The sequence below is a fragment of the Constrictibacter sp. MBR-5 genome, from assembly GCF_040549485.1.
Classification (GTDB): domain Bacteria; phylum Pseudomonadota; class Alphaproteobacteria; order JAJUGE01; family JAJUGE01; genus Constrictibacter.
The window spans coordinates 46,082-63,386 of the sequence record NZ_JBEPTK010000008.1 but is presented as its reverse complement, the minus strand read 5'-3'; the positions used below and the strand labels follow the sequence as shown (position 1 = coordinate 63,386).

At 68.6% G+C, this 17,305-nt stretch carries 10 protein-coding genes and 1 tRNA gene; 6 read left to right on the top strand and 5 right to left on the bottom strand.

The window, feature by feature from the left end:
- Positions 1–2 precede the first annotated feature (2 nt).
- Complete coding sequence (locus tag ABIE65_RS16875) at positions 3–695, bottom strand: RlmE family RNA methyltransferase (protein WP_502918546.1); 693 nt, start codon at positions 693–695, stop codon at positions 3–5.
- Positions 683–1,765: a Ppx/GppA phosphatase family protein gene (locus ABIE65_RS16870; RefSeq protein ID WP_354079250.1), complete on the bottom strand. Its 1,083-nt coding sequence runs from the start codon at positions 1,763–1,765 to the stop codon at positions 683–685. The genes ABIE65_RS16875 and ABIE65_RS16870 overlap by 13 nt, the downstream gene beginning before the upstream one ends.
- 156 nt (positions 1,766–1,921) lie before the next feature.
- On the opposite strand from ABIE65_RS16870, the gene ABIE65_RS16865 reads away from it, so the two are divergent.
- From ABIE65_RS16865 to ABIE65_RS16840, 6 genes are all read left to right on the top strand, one after another.
- Positions 1,922–1,995 (top strand) — tRNA-Gln (locus tag ABIE65_RS16865).
- A gap of 515 nt (positions 1,996–2,510) precedes the next feature.
- Complete coding sequence (locus tag ABIE65_RS16860) at positions 2,511–7,682, top strand: DUF4082 domain-containing protein (RefSeq protein ID WP_354079248.1); 5,172 nt, start codon at positions 2,511–2,513, stop codon at positions 7,680–7,682.
- 6 nt (positions 7,683–7,688) lie between these two features.
- A complete protein-coding gene (locus ABIE65_RS16855; RefSeq protein WP_354079246.1) occupies positions 7,689–8,942 on the top strand; it encodes a GTP-binding protein in 1,254 nt (417 codons plus the stop codon).
- A 26-nt stretch (positions 8,943–8,968) separates the two neighbouring features.
- A complete protein-coding gene (locus ABIE65_RS16850; RefSeq protein ID WP_354079244.1) occupies positions 8,969–9,274 on the top strand; it encodes a hypothetical protein in 306 nt (101 codons plus the stop codon).
- A gap of 34 nt (positions 9,275–9,308) precedes the next feature.
- A complete protein-coding gene (locus ABIE65_RS16845) occupies positions 9,309–11,513 on the top strand; it encodes a peptidase domain-containing ABC transporter (RefSeq protein ID WP_354079243.1) in 2,205 nt (734 codons plus the stop codon).
- The gene (locus ABIE65_RS16840; RefSeq protein ID WP_354079242.1) at positions 11,510–12,907 is read left to right on the top strand and encodes an HlyD family type I secretion periplasmic adaptor subunit; all 1,398 of its coding nucleotides are present in this window, start codon (positions 11,510–11,512) and stop codon (positions 12,905–12,907) included. The genes ABIE65_RS16845 and ABIE65_RS16840 overlap by 4 nt, the downstream gene beginning before the upstream one ends.
- Positions 12,908–12,936: 29 nt before the next feature.
- On the opposite strand, the gene ABIE65_RS16835 is transcribed toward ABIE65_RS16840, so the two are convergent.
- From ABIE65_RS16835 to ABIE65_RS16825, 3 genes are read right to left on the bottom strand one after another with little or no spacing between them, the layout of a single operon-like run.
- Positions 12,937–14,538: a glycosyltransferase family 4 protein gene (locus tag ABIE65_RS16835; protein ID WP_354079240.1), complete on the bottom strand. Its 1,602-nt coding sequence runs from the start codon at positions 14,536–14,538 to the stop codon at positions 12,937–12,939.
- 10 nt (positions 14,539–14,548) lie between these two features.
- Positions 14,549–15,538, bottom strand: a complete 990-nt coding sequence (locus ABIE65_RS16830) for a glycosyltransferase family 2 protein (RefSeq protein WP_354079238.1) — start codon at positions 15,536–15,538, stop codon at positions 14,549–14,551.
- Positions 15,535–17,007 (bottom strand): lipopolysaccharide biosynthesis protein, encoded by a 1,473-nt coding sequence (locus ABIE65_RS16825; RefSeq protein WP_354079237.1) that lies wholly within the window; start codon positions 17,005–17,007, stop codon positions 15,535–15,537. Before ABIE65_RS16825 ends, ABIE65_RS16830 begins: the two co-directional genes overlap by 4 nt.
- Positions 17,008–17,305: the final 298 nt, after the last annotated feature.

Here is a 17,305-nt window from a genome sequence, read left to right as displayed (position 1 = left end):
CGTTACTGCGGCTCGCCGCGGAAGCCGGTCGCGACCAGGTAGATCTCGGACGAGTCCTTGCGGCTCGCCGGCGGCTTGGCGTGGCGCACCTGGGCGAAATCGCGCTTCAGCATGTTCAGCAGCGAGGCGTGCGCGCCGCCCTGGAACAGCTTGCAGACGAAGGTGCCGCCTGGGGCCAGGAAGACCCGGCCGAGGTCGTAGGCCGCCTCCGCCATGCCGAGGATGCGGATCTTGTCGGTCGCGGCATGGCCGATGGTCGAGGGCGCCATGTCGCTGAGCACGATGTCGGCGGCACCACCGAGCGCGTCGGCGATGACCGGCTCGGCGGCCGGCAGGGTGGCGTCGAGCTGCAGCACCGCCGCACCGTCGACCGCGTCCATCGCCTGGATGTCGACGGCGACGACGCGGCTCCTCGCGCCGCAGCGTGCGACCGCGACCTGGGTCCAGCCGCCGGGGGCGGCGCCCAGGTCGAGCACGCGCTTGCCGGGGGTGAGGATGTGGAAGCGGTCGTCGAGCTCGATCAGCTTGAAGGCGGCGCGCGAGCGCCAGCCCAGGCGCTTCGCCTCGGTGACGTAGGGGTCGTTCAGCTGGCGCTCGAGCCAGCGCGCCGACGAGTTGCTGCGCTTGCGCGCGGTGCGCAGGCGGACGGTGACCTCGCGCGAGCCGGAACCGCGGCCGGCGGTCACGCGGAATATCCGCCCGACGCGCCGGCGCCGCGGACATGCGTCGCGCCGCGGTCCGCCGCCATCAGCGACAGCAGGATGCCCTCGCGCACGCCGCGGTCGCCGACGCGCAGCCGCTCCGCCGGCCAGAGCCGGCAGATGGCGGCCAGGATGGCGCAGCCGACCACCACCAGGTCGGCGCGGTCGGCGCCGATGCAGGGGTGCGCGGCGCGCTCGGCATAGGTCATGGTCCGCAACTGCTCGCTGATCCTGTCGATGTCGGTGCGCTCGAGAAACTGGCCGTCCACGGCGCGCCGCTGGTATTTCGGCAGGTCGAGGCGGATGCCGACGACCGTGGTGACGGTGCCGGACGATCCCAGCATCTGCACCCGGCCCGCCCGGGCTTCCTCGGCGATATGGTGACGCGCCTCGAACGGCTCCAGTCCGGCGCGCACTTCGGCGATCATCGCTTCGTACGCCCCGGCCGAAACCTCGTGGCCGCCCCAGCGCTCCGCCATGTTGACGACGCCGAGCGGCACGGAGATGCAGTCGATGACCTGCGGCTGGCCGCGCGCCGGCACGGCGACCCACATCACCTCGGTCGAGCCGCCGCCGATGTCGAACATCAGCGCGCGCGCCCGGCGCTGGTCGAGCAGCGGCGCGCAGCCGCCGGCGGCGAGGCGCGCCTCCTCGGCGGTGTCGATGATCTCCAGCTCGACCCCGGTCTCCTCGGCGACCCGCTCGACGAAGGTCCCGCAGTTGCGCGCCCGGCGGCAGGCCTCGGTCGCGACGCTGCGCAGGCGGTTGGTGCCGGTCCGCTCCAGCTTCGCGGCGCAGACCTTCAGGGCGGAGATGGTGCGCTCGATGGCCGCCTCGGAGAGCTCGCCGCTGGCCTGCAGCCCTTCGCCGAGCCGCACGATGCGGGAAAAGGAGTCGACGACGTCGAAGCCGTAGCGGTTGGGTGTGGCGACGAGCAGGCGGCAGTTGTTGGTGCCCAGATCGAGCGCGCCGTAGACCGGCTCGGCCGGGTCCCCCGGCGGTCCCGACCCGCGGGCACGTCCTCGCCATCGGCGCCTGCAGCGCCACTCCTCGTACGTCGCCACCTCACGTCTCCCCGGGTGCTCGCGCCCGCCTCCCCAGGCCGCGCGGCCCCGTATCGTTGCGAACATGCTAACCCCGCGCGAGACGGGTTGCCATAGCGCCGCCCGATCATTAAGTTCAGCGGCGCTTGCCCGACCCGCCCGTCGGCCTCGCCCGCTTGGGGGATAGTTTAGCGGTAGAACTCTCGGCTCTGACCCGAGCAGCCCTGGTTCGAATCCAGGTCCCCCAGCCAAACTCAAAAAGCGAACGGTTTCAGCCCTTAAAGGGCGGGTTGCCCAATTTCTAGTACAGTGTCCTGGTGCAGGGGGCTAGCTCTCCGCGCGCGCGTCGGTTGATCCTCCTGGAAAATTTCCGAGCGGTCATCGAGTTCCGGGAGAGGGAGCGAGCCGCGCGGCGTCTGCGTACGTGGACGTCTGCTGCAGGATCGCGGTTCTCCTCTCCCGCACCCTGTCTAGCCGAAAGCCGCTCCTGCGTATCCTGCGGCGCACGTTCCGGCGGCAATCGCTATTCTGCCGAGATAGGCTCCCTCGGCACGTTCCGACTGCGGAACGGCCTCGACCGAGTGTCCACGGTAACGCTCTCCGCCGTCATCTCGCTCCCCCAAGCCCCGCGGCGCCGTCATGTCGTGAACAACCCGTCTCCGCCAGCTTGCGGGGGGTGGTTGAAAGGGAGGTAATCCGAAAAACCGACTACCCCGGCACGCTGCATTCCGGGGAGGGTGTGCGGAGATCGCAACGGGAATCGCCGATGCTCCGCGACCATACTGCAATCGCCGCCGGCTCGCCGGACGCCCGAGGCTTCCTCGCCCTGTCGGCGGTCACCGGTGAACCGCTGCAGGCCGATACCGCCGCCGGCGCGCCGGAGGCGGACACCACGGCTTTGGTCGGCAGCGAGGCAGGCGGCGCCGCGATGGACGAGACCGCCGGGCCGCAGGGCATGCCCGGTGCGCCGAGGACCGCCGGTTCGGCATTGGTCGCCGACGACGAGCAGGCGAACGTCGCCGCCGCCGTCGGGGACGTGGCATCGGCTGATGGATCGGGCGCGTCCACCGTCCCGGATGCGCCGGCGCCGCTCCAGCCCTCTTCCGAGGGGTTGCGTGTCCAGCCGGCCAACACGGCCGTCGAAAAGCTCCCGGGTTGGGCCGTGCCGGGGATCGAGGAGGTGCTGCCGCCCCCGTCGGAATTCGTCCGGGTGTCGGTCAATCCCGCCGCGAGCGATGAAATCGCGCCGCCTACCACCTTGGGACGGATCGCGCTGGAAAACGCCCTGCCGGGTTCGCCGGAAAGCGAGTGGCGCCTGACGGAGCGTGACCGCAGCATCGAAGGCTTCGCGACGGAATTCAGCGTCGACCAGGGCGAGACGGTCAGCTTCAAGATCGCCACGGATTCCACCGACTACCGCATCGACATCTACCGGCTCGGTTACTATGGCGGGATGGGCGCTCGGAAGGTCGCGACCATCGAGCGCCAGAGCGAGACGCCGCAGGTACAGCCGCATCCGATCGTGGACATGGAGCGGGGCCTCATCGACTGCGGCAACTGGGGTGTCTCCGCCGAATGGGAGGTCCCGGAGGATGCCGTCTCGGGCGTCTATCTGGCCGTCATGCGCCGGCAGGATGGAACCGAGGGTGCCAACGAGATTCCGTTCGTCGTCCGCGGCGACGGCACCGCGAGCGACATCGTCTTCCAGACGTCGGACACGACTTGGCAGGCCTACAATCCCTGGGGCGGCGCCAACTTCTATGGCGGCGACGTGCCGGTCGATCCCGAGGAGATCATCTCCTACAACCCGCCCAACTGCAGCTGCGGGCTGAACGCGATCGGCCGCGCCTACGCCGTCAGCTACAACCGGCCGTTCCTGCATTCCGAGATCTACGCCTGGGGGCCGCAGAACTATCTGTTCGGCGTCGAATATTCGGCGATCCGCTGGATCGAGCAGAACGGCTACGACGTCTCCTATATCGGCGGGGCCGATACCGCGCGCGCCGGGGCGCAGTTGCTGGACCATCAGATGTTCCTGTCGGTGGGCCACGACGAATACTGGACCGCCGAACAGCGTGCGAACGTGGAGGCGGCGCGCGACGCCGGGGTCAATCTCTCCTTCTTCAGCGGCAACGAGGTCTACTGGAAGGCCCGCTGGGAGACGAGCATAGACGGCGACGGCATGCCCTATCGCACCCTCGTCTGCTACAAGGAGACCTGGGCCGGAACAAGCATCGACCCCAGTGGCACCAGCACGGGCACCTGGCGCGACGAACGCTTCTGGGACGAGGGGCAGGAGCCGGAGAACTCCCTGACCGGCACAATGTTCCAGGTCGACGCGTACCGGCTCGACACGATCAGCGTACCCTACGACTTCTCCCAGTTCCGGTTCTGGCGCAACACGGGGATGTCGACATTGCAGGTCGGCGAGACCGGCGCGCTGGTCGGCAATCTGCTGGGTTACGAGTGGGATTCCGACGTCGACAACGGCTTCCGGCCGGCCGGCCTGATCAACCTGTCGCTGACGACGGTGGAAGTCGACACGTTCCTGATGGACTTCGGGTCGACCGTCGGTCCGGGCGAGGCGACGCACAGCCTGACGATGTATCGCGCCGAGAGCGGCGCCATCGTGTTCGGGGCGGGCACCGTCTACTGGTCGTGGGGACTGGACGACAACCACGACAACGAGCCGACCCCGACCGATCCCAACGTGCAGCAGGCGATGGTCAACCTGTTCGCGGACATGGGCATCCAGCCGGACACGCTCGAAGCCAGCCTGGTTCTCGCCGCACCATCGTCCGATGCACTGGCGCCGTCCTCGCAGATATCGGCGGTTTTCGAAGGGGCGACGTTCGTCGACGGCCAGACGGTCACCATAACCGGGACGGCTGCGGACGGCGGCGGCGGAAAGGTGGCGGGCATCGAGGTGTCGCTGGACGGCGGCAACTCGTGGCGGAAGGCGACCGGTCGTGAGACGTGGAGCTACACCGGGCAGGTGGGGCCGGTCGGCAGCTATCCGATCCTGTCGCGCGCGGTCGACGACAGCCTGAACCTGGAGACACCGGGGCCGGGACGGGCGGTCACCGTGACATTGCCCGAGACGTCGAGCTTCTGGACTTATGCGGACGTGCCGGCCGACCTCTATGTCGACGACAACATGCCGATCGAACTCGGCCTGCGGTTCACGGCTCAGACGAACGGCAGCATTACCGGCGTCCGCTTCTACAAGAGCTTTCTCAACCAGGGCCAGCATACGGCCCACCTGTGGACCGCCTCCGGGACGCTGCTCGCCGCGGCGCCGTTCACCAACGAGACGACCAGCGGGTGGCAGTCGGTGAGCTTCGCACAGCCGGTCGCCATTGCGGCCGGCACCACCTATGTCGCCTCCTACCACAGTGCGGGGCGCTATTCCGTCGATACCGGCTACTTCGATGCGCCCCGCCAGAGCGGCCCGCTCACCGCATCCAACGGTGCGGGCGTGTACGGCTACGGCGATGTCGGCACATTCCCGGACGGGACCTATCTCGATCAGAACTATTGGGTAGACGTCGTCTTCCAGGAGGAGCCGAACCAGCCGCCGGTGGCAGTGGCCGACGCGGGCTTCACGACGGCGCACGAGACGCCTCTGGTTCTCGCGGCGGCGGCGCTGACGGCGAACGACACGGACGCCAACGGCGACCCCCTCACGATCACGGCGGTCGGAAGTGCCACGAACGGGAGCGTCGTGCTGAACCAAGCGGCGCAGACCGTCACCTTCACGCCGGACGCCGGCTACAGCGGTGCCGCCGGCTTCGACTATACGATCTCGGACGGACGCGGCGGCAGCGCATCGGCGTCGGTCGGCCTGACGGTGACCGAGCCCGGGATCGGCCTCAGCCTGTTCTCGCCCGCCGCCGTTCCGGCGATCCTGTCCTCCGGCGATCCAGATCCCGTGGAGTTGGGTGTCAAGTTCCGGGCGGACAGCGCCGGCACGATCTCCGGCATCCGCTTCTACAAGGGGCCGGAGAATACCGGCGTGCATACGGGGCGGCTGTGGACCGCCTCCGGCACCGTCCTCGCGACCGCCACCTTCACCAACGAGACGGCCAGCGGCTGGCAGACGGTGAGCTTCGCCAGCCCGGTCGCGATCGTTGCCAACACGACCTATGTCGCGTCCTACCACACCAACGGCAACTACGCGCTGGATGTGAACTTTTTCACCGCCGAGACGGTGAACGGCCCGCTGCGCGCGCCATCTTCAGCTGCTGTCGGGGGCAATGGCGTCTTCGCCTACGGCGCGCCCGGCAGCTTCCCGAACAACAGCTACAACAGCTCGAACTACTGGGTCGACGTCGTCTACAACGAGACGGTCGAGGAGAACCAGCCGCCGGTGGCTGTGGCGGACGCGGGCTTTACGACCGCGCATGAGACGCCGCTGGTCCTGGCGGCGGCAGCGCTGACCGGGAACGACACCGACGGCAATGGCGACCCGCTGACGATCACGGCGGTCGGCAGTGCGACGAACGGCAGCGTCGTCCTGGACCCGGTGGCGCAGACCGTCACCTTCACGCCGGACGCCGGCTACAGCGGTGCCGCCGGCTTCGACTATACGATCTCGGACGGACGCGGCGGCAACGCGTCGGCGACGGTCGGCCTGACGGTGAACGAACCGGGCATCGGCCTCAGCCTGTTCTCGTCCGGAGACGTGCCCGGGACGATCTCTTCCGGCGATCCCAATCCCGTAGAACTGGGCGTCAAGTTCCGCGCGGACAGTGCGGGCACGATCTCCGGCATCCGCTTCTACAAGGGGCCGGAGAATACCGGCGTGCACACGGGGCGGCTGTGGACGGCCTCCGGCACCGTCCTCGCGACCGCCACCTTCACCAACGAGACGGCGAGCGGCTGGCAGACGGTGAGCTTCGCCAGCCCGGTCGCGATCGCGGCGAACACCACCTACGTCGCCTCCTATCACACCAACGGCAATTATGCGGTCGACGCGAACTACTTCGCTGCCGAAACGGTGAACGGGCCCCTGCGCGCGCCGTCCTCGGCGGCGGGAGGCGGCAACGGCGTCTACGCCTATGGCGCGCCGGGCAGCTTCCCGACCGGCAGCTACAACGGCTCGAACTATTGGGTCGACGTCGTCTATAACGAGACGGTCGAGGAGAATCAGGCGCCGGTGGCGGTGGCGGACGCGGGCTTCAGCACCGCGCACGAGACGCCGCTGGTCCTGGCGGCGGCGGCGCTGACCGGGAACGACACCGACGGCAATGGCGACCCGCTGACGATCACGGCGGTCGGCAGTGCGACGAACGGCAGCGTCGTCCTGGACCCGGTGGCGCAGACCGTCACCTTCACGCCAGACGCCGGCTACAGCGGCGCCGCCGGCTTCGACTATACGATCTCGGACGGACGCGGCGGCAGCGCGTCGGCGACGGTCGGCCTGACGGTGAACGAACCGGGCATCGGCCTCAGCCTGTTCTCGTCCGGAGACGTGCCGGCGGTCCTGGCCGCCAACGATCCCGATCCCGTGGAACTGGGCATCAAGTTCCAGGCCGACGTCGCCGGAAGCATCACCGGCGTGCGGTTCTACAAGGCTGCGGAAAACGTCGGGACGCATGAAGCGCATATCTGGACCGCGGCGGGGTCGCTGCTCGCGACCGCCACCTTCACCGCCGAGACCGCGAGCGGCTGGCAGACGGCGAGCTTCGCCAGCCCGGTCGCGATCGCGGCGGACACCACTTACGTCGCCTCCTACCACACCAACGGCTTCTACTCCGCGACGCCGGCCTTCTTCGGCGGTGAACTCTCCAATGGGCCGCTCCGCGCATTGGCCTCATCCACGGCGGGCGGCAACGGGGTGTACGCCTACGGGCCGTCGGGGGTGTTTCCGACCGAGAGCTACAACCAGACCAACTATTGGGTGGATGTCGTCTTCGACACCCACCTCACGGCGTAGCCGGCGATGACGGCGCGCCCCGAGCGCCTGCCCGCGACACTGCTCACCGGTTTCCTGGGCGCAGGCAAGACCAGCGTCCTGAACCACATCCTGAACAGCCGCGAGAGCCGCCGGATCGCGGTGATCGTGAACGACATGAGCGAAGTCAACATCGACGCCGACCTGATCCGCGGCGGAACGCCGGGCTTCGCGCGCACCGAGGAGCAGCTCGTCGAGCTGAGCAACGGGTGCATCTGCTGCACGCTACGGGACGACCTGCTGACGGAGGTGCGGCGCCTGGCCGGCACCGGGCGCTTCGATTATCTCGTGATCGAAAGTACCGGCATCGCGGAACCGCTGCCGATCGCCGCCTCCTTCTCGTTCCGGGACGAGGCGGGCCGCTCGCTGGCCGATATCGCCCGCCTCGATACGGTGGTCGCCGTGGTCGACGCGATCGACCTCCCGGACCTGTACGGCAGCCTCGATACGCTTTGCGACAGAGGGCTGGCCGCCGGCACCGACGACGGCCGGACACTGGCCGATCTGCTGGCCGACCAGATCGAGTTCGCGGATGTGCTGATCGTGAACAAGGCGCGCGACGTGACGCCGGATCATCTCCGCCGCGTACGCGCGATCCTGAGAGCGCTCAACCCCGAGGCGCGTGTGATCGAGACCTCGTACGGCGTCGTGCCGGCCGTCGAGGCGATGGGCACCGGCCTGTTCGACGAGCGCCGCGCGGCGCGGCGGCCGCTCTGGCACAAGGCGCTGCACGCCCCGGAAGACCATGTCCCGGAAACCGAGGAATACGGGATATCGAGCTTCGTCTATCGGGCCCGCCGGCCGTTCGCCCCCGCTGCCCTGGCAGCGTTCGCGCAGCGGCGATGGCACGGCGTCCTGCGCGCGAAAGGCCATTTCTGGCTGGCGACGCGTCCGGACCAGCTCTGCCATCTGTCCTGGACGGGGCGGCAGCGCCGGATGGAGGCGCGCGGACAGTGGTGGACGACCGTGCCGCGCGTTCTCTGGCCGAACCATCGTGTGTTCCACGAGATGATGCGGCGGCACTGGTCGCCCGTCTGGGGCGACCGGCGGCAGGAACTCGTTTTCATCGGAACGGGCATCGACGAAGCCGCGATCCGCTCGGCCCTCGACGCCTGCCTCACCGGCCCGGCCGACCGTTTCGATCCGCGGCATTTCGAGGGCCTGCGGGACTCGCTTTCGCTTTGGACGTCGCTCGCACACCACCACCCGCACGGCCACGCCGCGGCGGCACGCTCCGCCTAACCCGCATCACCGAAAGGACATGAGCCATGCGCGAAGAACTGTATGCCGACGGCGTCGGCGAGATCACCGTCACCGGGTCGATCGTCCGGATCGACTTCGTCAGCCTGTCGCACGACCAGCGCGACGCCCACAACAACCCGAAGCCCGTGGTCCGGCAGCGCGTCATCATGCCGGGCGATGCGTTCGCCGAGGCGGTCAAGCTGATGCAGAAGGCGGTGGCGGGACTGGCCGAAACCAAGCCGGTCGATCGGCGGATCGTCCTTCCGATACGCGACACGGCATCGCCGGCAGCCGAGCCCGTGGGCCGGAACGCCTCGCCGAACTTCAACTGAGCCGCCGGCGCAGCCGCCGCGACGGGGCGTGACGATGAGCGAGGCACCGGCACCGGCACCCGGTTCAGCTCCCATCTCCGGCGATACGGGGCTCCACTGCCTCGCACTCGTCGCGCGGCATCACGGGCTCGACGTCAGCGTCCACCGCCTCGTGCACGACTATGCGATCGGCGAGGAGGCCGTGGACGACACCATGCTGGTGCGCATGGCCCGGGACCTCGGCCTGAAGGCGCGGGCCCGCAGCGTCGGCTGGAACGAGCTGACCGAACTCGGCCAGGCCTATCCGGCGATGGCGCGCCTTACGAACGGCAACTGGATCCTCGTCGCCGGCATCGGAAGGATCATCGCGGCGGAAGCAGACGGCGACGCGCAGGGCGAGGGGGTCGTCCGCGTGCTGGATCCGCTGGCGGTGCGTCCGGAGTTGATGGACGTCACAGAGGCCCGCTTCCGGGAACGGTGGAGCGGCGACATCCTGCTGCTGAAGCGCAGCTACCGGCTGGCGGATCCCGATCAGCCCTTCGGATTCCGCTGGTTCGTTCCGGAGATCCTCCGGCAGCGCCGGCTGTTCGCGGATGTCGCCGTCGCAGCCGTCCTTCTGTACGCGCTGGGTCTGGTCACGCCGATCTTCTTCCAGCTGGTGATCGACAAGGTCCTGGTGCACGAGAGCTACCAGACCCTCTACGTGCTGACAGCAGGCGTGCTGGTCGCGCTGGCCTTCGACGCCGCGTTCTCCTTCCTGCGCCGCTATCTGCTGCTGTTCGCGTCCAATCGCATCGACATCCGTGTGGCGACGCGCACATTCGGCCACCTTCTCAGCCTGCCGATCAGCCTCTTCGAGCGCGCCTCGGCGGGCGTGCTCGTCAAACACATGCAGCAGACCGGGCGGATACGCGAGTTTCTGACCGGCCGCCTGTTCCTGACGCTGCTCGACGGCCTCTCGCTGTTCGTCTTCATTCCCGTCCTCCTGATGTACAGCGTCGAGCTGACCTGCGTGGTGCTGGCCTTCACGGCGCTGGTGGGCGGTATCGTGGCGCTGCTGGTCGGGCCGTTCCGGCGGCGGCTGGCGAACCTGTACGAGGCGGAGGCCGAGCGTCAGGCGCTTCTCGTGGAAACGGTCCACGGGATCCGGACGGTGAAATCGCTCGCGATGGAGCCGCGGCAGCGGCGGCTGTGGGACGATCGCTCGGCGCAGACCGTGGCGGTCCGGGCGCGGGTGGAGACGGTGTCGACCACCGCCCAGTCCCTCACCGGGATGGTCGAGAAGATGATGATGGTGGCCATCATCGGCTTCGGCGCGATGGCGGTCTTCGACGGTTCGATGACGATCGGTGCGCTGGTCGCGTTCAACATGCTGGCCAACCGGGTCTCCGGGCCGCTGGTGCAGATCGTCACCATGGTTCACGAGTATCAGGACGTCGCGCTCTCGGTGCGCATGCTGGGCCAGCTGATGAACCAGCGCCCCGAGCAGGCGGTGCAGGGGGCGGGCCTCCGCCCCGACCTCGGCGGAGCGCTGGAGTTCGAAGGCGTCACGTTCCGCTATGGCGCGGACGGACGGCCGGCGCTGGACGATATCTCCTTCAAGATCCCCGCCGGCAGCCTGTTCGGCGTCGTGGGCAAGAGCGGGTCCGGAAAGACCACGATCACGCGACTGATCCAGGGTCTCTACCCGATCCAGCAGGGGCTGCTCCGTCTGGACGGCTTCGACATTCGCGAGATCGACCTGGTGCATCTGCGGAACAGCATCGGCGTGGTGCTGCAGGACAGCTTTCTCTTCCGGGGCACGGTGCGGGACAACATCCTCGCCGGAAAGCCGAACGCTACCCCCGACGAAGTCGCCCGTGCCGCCGAGATGGCCGGGGCGACCGAATTCATCGAACGCCTGCCGCGCGGCTTCGAGACCGTTCTCGAGGAGAATGCGGAGAACCTGTCCGGCGGCCAGAAGCAGCGACTGGCGATCGCCCGTGCGCTGGTGGCCGATCCGCGGATCCTCATCTTCGACGAGGCCACCAGTGCCCTCGATCCGGAGAGCGAGGCGCTGGTTCGCGACAATCTTCGCCGGATCTCGAGCGGCCGGACCGTCGTGATCGTGTCGCACCGGCTGTCGACGCTGGTCGACGCGAACGCGATCCTGGTGATCGATCGCGGGCGGGTCGCCGACCTGGGCCGGCACGATCAGCTGCTGTCGCGGAATCCTGTCTATCGCCAGCTCTGGACGCAGCAGACGAGGCATGCGGCATGACCGGCGACCAGGCCCCGCAGACGCGCGCCCTCGTGATCAGGAGCCAGTCGGCGCCCGCATCGGCTACACGCTCCTTCATTGCGGCGTTCCAGCCCGATGCGATGGAACTGGAGGCGAGCGAGCCGCCCCGGGTCGCGCGGGTGACGCTGTACCTGGTCGCGGCGCTGATCGTCGGCGCGGTGACGTGGGCGACGGTCTCCCAGGTCGACGAGGTGGTCGTGGCGCCAGGCCGGCTGATAACGACGCGGCCGTCCATCGTTGTGCAGCCCCTGGAAACCTCGGTGATCCGGTCGATCGACGTCACGGTGGGCGAAGTGGTCCGGGCCGGGCAGACGCTGGCGCGGCTGGACGCGACCTTTGCCCAATCCGATGCCGATCAGCTCCGTGCCCGCCACGCCACCTACGATGCCCAGGTCAGACGGCTGACCGCCGAACTCAACGACCGCGACGCGCCGGGCCTCGCGGAACGCGGCGAGGAAGGATCGCTGCAGGCGCGCCTGCTGCTGCAGCGCCGCGCCTATCTGGCGTCGCAGCTCGCGCACTATGCCCGCCTGATGGACATGGGCAAGGCGGAGGTGGCGAAGACACGCGCCGAGGAGCGGGCGCTGGTCAAGCGTTCGGCAAACCTCGGCGAGATCGTGACGATGCATGCGACCCTGGTGGAACGTCAGACGGGGTCGCGGCTGCGATACCTGCTCGCCCAGGACACGCGGCTGAACGTCGAGGCCGACCTCGTCAAGGTGCGTGGCGCGAAGGTCGCGGCCGAGCAGAGCGTAGCCAAGGCGCAGGCGGAACAGGAAGCGTTCATCCAGGACTTCCGACGCGCCGCGATGGAGGAACTGGTCGAGGCCGAGCGGCAGCGGGCCGCTGCGGCCGAAGAACTGAAGAAGATGGAGAGACGGCGGGATCTCGTCGTGCTCACCGCGCCGTCCGATGCGGTCGTGCTGGAATTGGCGGATCGGTCCGTCGGATCGGTGGTGCGCGAGGCGGAACCGCTGCTCTCACTCACACCGCTCGACGTTCCGCTCGAGGGCGAGATCTCGATCGACGCGCGCGATATCGGCCGCATCCACGCGGGGCAGTCGGTCAGGATCAAGTTCGACGCCTACCCGTTTCAGAAGCACGGCACGGCGTCCGGCTCGCTGCGGACGATCAGCGAGGACGCATTCGCGCGCGACCGGCCGGATAGCCCATTGCAGGCCGAACGGCCGTCGAGCTTCTATCGCGCGCGTGTCAGCCTGGACGCGGTCGACCTGAAGCAGCTCCCGGCGCCGATCCGCCTGATCCCCGGGATGAACGTGACGGCCGAGATCATGTCGGGGCGGCGCAGCGTCGCCTCTTACTTCCTCTATCCCCTGATCCGTGGCTTCGACGAGAGCATTCGCGAGCCGTGACGGTGCCGTCGCTCGGGCCGCTCGGCGAGCTATCTGAGGTGGACGAGAAGCCACTCGGGGAGCCAGCAGCGCACGGCATCGCGCATGCGATTGGCCGTTCCCCCACCCAGACCGAGCAATCGCAGCCAAAGCCGCAGCCGCAGGTCCGGCGGCATGAGAGAGAGCTGCGACAGCACCAGCGCATCCTCCGGGATCGGATGATCGTGCACGAGATGCATCAGGATGTCGGGTTCGCCGTAAGCCGGGCGATCGGCGGCGGTGCAGCGCGGCGGATCGCGCGGTGCGAGGGCCTGGGCGTAAAGCCGCTCGACCTCGGCCTGCCAGCCCGCTCCGGTGTGCTGGCGAATGATGCCGGCGCGGGTCGCCGCGCCGAGGTCGTGCCGCAGCGCGGGGTCCTCGGCCAGTCGCAGGAGTGCCGCCGTATAGTCCTCGATGCTGCGCGTCTGGATCAGTGTGCCTGCGAGGCCGGGCATGTCGGCGCCGAGGATGCCGCTCGCCTCGCCATATGGGAAGCGGGTGACCAGGGGCGTCTCGTAGCTCCCGGCTTCCAGAAGCGACGTGGTGGACACGAAGGGGAAGGAGTCCACATAGATGTCGGCCGCCTGATAGAACAGCGCCGTCTCTGACCGCTCGCCGTGCAGGACGATGCGGCCGCCGGCGGCTTCGATCGCGTCGGCCCAGTCGGGCCGCGGTCCCGCGCCGACGATCACGAGCGAGGCGTCGGGCCGCTGCCGCAGGAACGGCAGATGCGCTTCGGCGTAGTTGGTGCCGCCGATGGTCCTGAACTTCACCGCCCGCGCCACGGACAGCAGCATCGTGGCACTCGGATCGAGGCCGAGCCGGCGCTTGGCCTCGGCGCGGCCGGTCGTCCGCGCCGGCGGCGCGAGGATGATGGGCAGCAGTGCCTGCCGGTCCGGCTCGATCCCGCGGCGCCGGCGGGCGAGAAGCGCGCCTGATCCGCGGAGACCGGCGACGATGTCTGCAATTCCGACGCCGAGCCAGAAGAGGTGGTCGGCATGATCGATGTAGATGGTCTTCGGGCGTCCGACCGGATCGGCGAAGGCGAGCACGGGAACGACGTCCCGGTTGCCGACGTGCAGCACGACCATGTCCGCGTCGGCCGCTAGGTCGCGTAGCCGCCGCGCCCACGCAATCACGCTGCCGATGGTCGCATTGACGCGGTGTATCCGACCGCCGCTGGCGTCGACCGCCTGCTGCAACTCCGCGGGAACGGGGTGCCGCTGGCGGGTGAGCGCGACGGAGTGGGAGCGTGTGGCGTCCTGGCGGATCCATCGCCAGATCATTCGGGACAGTCCGCCGATCGACGTCACGGCCGTGGCGACGTGCAGAATCCGAGCCGGTGAGGCACCCGTGCGGCGTGGCTCGTCCTGTCCAGGCACCGTGGCGCGGCCGATCCGCAGCGCGAGATTCTCCAGGTCGGCGCTGGCGAAGAGCCCGCAATGGTTGCTCAGCGCGAACAGCGCAGCCATCTCGACATAGGCGGCGGCCGCGCCGAACCGGCCCGTGGCGAAGTGCCGTTGCGCGGTGGCGGTCAAGGTGCGAAACGATGCGAAGTTGCGTTCGATCGCGCGTATCCCCTCGAGCCGCTGGGCGTCGGTCGTCGGATCCATCCGCACGCTCCTACACGGATCGCCGAAGCGCGATCCGGCCATGTCCGGCCGTCGGCGGCGTGCCGCGCAGAAGCTGCCGGGCGATCCGCGGAATGACGGCCGGGACGAGTGAAACGAGAGTCCACCGTCGCCGCATGGCGGCAGGCAGGGGCGGATCCAGGCTGGCCATGCGATGTCGGACGCGCTTCCGCCCTCCGGTCCACCAGTCGTGGCGCAGCAAGATCTCCGACGCACGGTGGAAGCGGGTCAAGGCTGCCCGATGCGATTCGGGATCGAGCCGGTGCCCATGTTTCACCAGCGCCTTGCCCAGGACCTCGACCAAGCCGGAATAGGTGTGGCCAGACCGCGTGAGCCGCGTGTCCGAGGCGGTCCGGTACCAGGCGAGCGGGGCGCCGCAGCAGGCGAAGCGGCCGCCCCTGCCGGCGACCTCGCACCAGAGGGCGTAGTCTTCGGCGTAGAAGGCGCCTTTCGGCTGCATGCCGCTTTCGAGATAGGTCCTTCGTCGGATCGCCACGGTGGAGGTGGGCACGAAGCTTCCTCGGGCCAGAAGGCGCGAAAGCGGATCCTCGACTTCGACGAACTCGTCGATCGGAGCGCTCAGGCCGAAGCGTGCGAGATAATCGTCTTCTTCCCCCTCGACGATCCAGTTGCCGAAGCAGATGTCGATCTCGGGCCGGTTCCCCATGAACGCGGCCTGACGTTCGAGGCGACCGGGAAGGGCGATGTCGTCGGCATCCAGCAGCAGGACGAGCGGATGGCGGGCGGCGATCACGCCCGTATTGCGGGCCGTCGCGGGACCCTGGTTCGACTGGCGTATGTGACGGACGCGTCCGCCGTACCGTTCGACGATCTCGCCGGTACCGTCCGTCGAGCCGTCGTTGACGACGATGATCTCGTGCTCTCCCGGATAGTGCTGGTCGAGGACGGATTCGATCGCCATGGCGACGAAGCGTGCCGCATTGAACGCCGGGATGACCACCGACAGGCGTGTGCTGTTCATGGCGCCGGCTCCACTCGAAGTCGGGATGCGGGGGCACGTCCTGTTGCGAAGCGCAGCGCCCGTGCGGCGGACCACACGACGCCGATCTCCTCTCGCATCGGATGGCGGACGATCACCAGGGAGCCCGCCCATCCGGCTGCGGCCGCGATGCTGCCGACGAGGAGCGTCAGCGCGGGACGATGCGCCGCATCGCCTGCGAGTGCCACCCCGAAGGCGCACGCGCACGTCGAGCCCAGGGTCACGACCGCGCTGCGCCATATCGCGCGGGCGAGGTCGGGCCACGAGAACGGCACCTGGCGTCTGATGAACCGGAAGGCCAGGTACATCTGCAGCGGCGCCAGAACGAGGAAGCTGGCGGACATGGCGGTCAGGCCGAACTGGGCGGAGCCGATGACGACGACCATCGACAGCGGTACGCTGACGAGGGTGAGGCAGAGCGTGTCGCGAACGCGGCCGAGCGATACGAGCAGCGGATACGTTAGGAACGCCGGCGCGAGCGCCAGATAGGCGATCGACAGGATCTGCACCAGCGGAACCGCCGCCAGCCATTGGTCGCCGAGCAGTATGCGGACGGCGGGCTCGGCCATGACGGCCAGTCCGCCCAGGAACGGCCAGTGCGCCACCGTCATCAGAGCGATGCCATGCAGATACGGCTTCCGCATGTCGGCGCCGGCGCGCGCGCGCGTCGATAGGGCGGGCAGGACGACCGGCTGTATGGCGGAGACGACGCCGCGCTCGGGAAGCTGACAGAGCATCGCGGCCCGGCTGAAGAAGGCGACGGCGTCGAAGCCCAGAATGCGTCCCAGCGCCATCTGCGGCAGGAGTTGGTAGGCGGTGTTGATCAGGGTCGTGGCGCTCGAATAGCCACCGAAGCGCAGAATCGCCGCCCAGTTGGTAAAGGCCGGTCGGAACGCCCAGAAACTCGGGCGCAGGAGACAGGCGGCGAGCGAACTGACGACGCTGGCGGCCAGCATGCCCCATACGAGGCTGAGATACCCGAAGCCGAGCACCGCGAGGAGGGAGACCGCCACGAGATTGGATGCGGCACCGGCCACGTTGACCAGGGCGACGCGGCCGAATGCCATGTCGCGCCGCATCAGCACGACGAGCGTGCCGCCGAACGGCACGATCAGAAGGCCCGCGGCGGCGATGTAGACCACGTTGACCAGTCTCGCCTCGTCGTAAAATGCCGCGATTGTCGGTGCGGTGACATAGAAGAGGCAGGCGAGGACGCAGGACGAGACGAAGGTCACGGTGAACGCCGCACGCACCTTGATCGGCGTCAGATCACGTTCCTGGATCAGATAGACGCCGACGCCGAAATCGCGCAGCCCGTCGGCGATCACGAACAGCGCACCGCCGACGACGAACGTTCCGATGTCCGCGGGCGCGAGGAGCCGAGCGGCGACGGCCGTCGTCGTCAGGCTGAGTGCCATGACCGCGTAGCGATCCAGGGCAGACAGCAGCATAGATCGGCGTATCTGCATCCTCGACCGCACCCGGACATTTGGCAACGCACCAATCTGCCGGTGGTTGCAGCAGTGTTACTTAGCCGTATCCAGCCAGATCCTGGTCGCGCACGCGATCTCGCTGAAAAGCTACGCCGCCACAGGAAAAAGACGTACCGAGGACGACCTTCTCCCTAAGGTACTAGTCGCATCGCTCCGCCTAAGGGTCGAGTTGAGGCGCTTCCACCCCCGGCTTAGCCTGCAGTCTCTCGAACACGATAAGCGCATATCCGGAATCGGCGATCCGGCGAAACCAGAG

What these genes read in the sequence shown, in the direction of transcription:
- ABIE65_RS16840 (WP_354079242.1), top strand. Translation starts at nt 11,510, where the DNA reads ATGACCGGCGACCAGGCCCCGCAGACGCGCGCCCTCGTGATCAGGAGC.
- ABIE65_RS16850 (WP_354079244.1), top strand. Translation starts at nt 8,969, where the DNA reads ATGCGCGAAGAACTGTATGCCGACGGCGTCGGCGAGATCACCGTCACC.
- ABIE65_RS16835 (WP_354079240.1), bottom strand. Translation starts at nt 14,538, where the DNA reads ATGGATCCGACGACCGACGCCCAGCGGCTCGAGGGGATACGCGCGATC.
- ABIE65_RS16830 (WP_354079238.1), bottom strand. Translation starts at nt 15,538, where the DNA reads ATGAACAGCACACGCCTGTCGGTGGTCATCCCGGCGTTCAATGCGGCA.
- ABIE65_RS16855 (WP_354079246.1), top strand. Translation starts at nt 7,689, where the DNA reads ATGACGGCGCGCCCCGAGCGCCTGCCCGCGACACTGCTCACCGGTTTC.
- ABIE65_RS16825 (WP_354079237.1), bottom strand. Translation starts at nt 17,007, where the DNA reads ATGCTGCTGTCTGCCCTGGATCGCTACGCGGTCATGGCACTCAGCCTG.
- ABIE65_RS16845 (WP_354079243.1), top strand. Translation starts at nt 9,309, where the DNA reads ATGAGCGAGGCACCGGCACCGGCACCCGGTTCAGCTCCCATCTCCGGC.
- ABIE65_RS16860 (WP_354079248.1), top strand. Translation starts at nt 2,511, where the DNA reads ATGCTCCGCGACCATACTGCAATCGCCGCCGGCTCGCCGGACGCCCGA.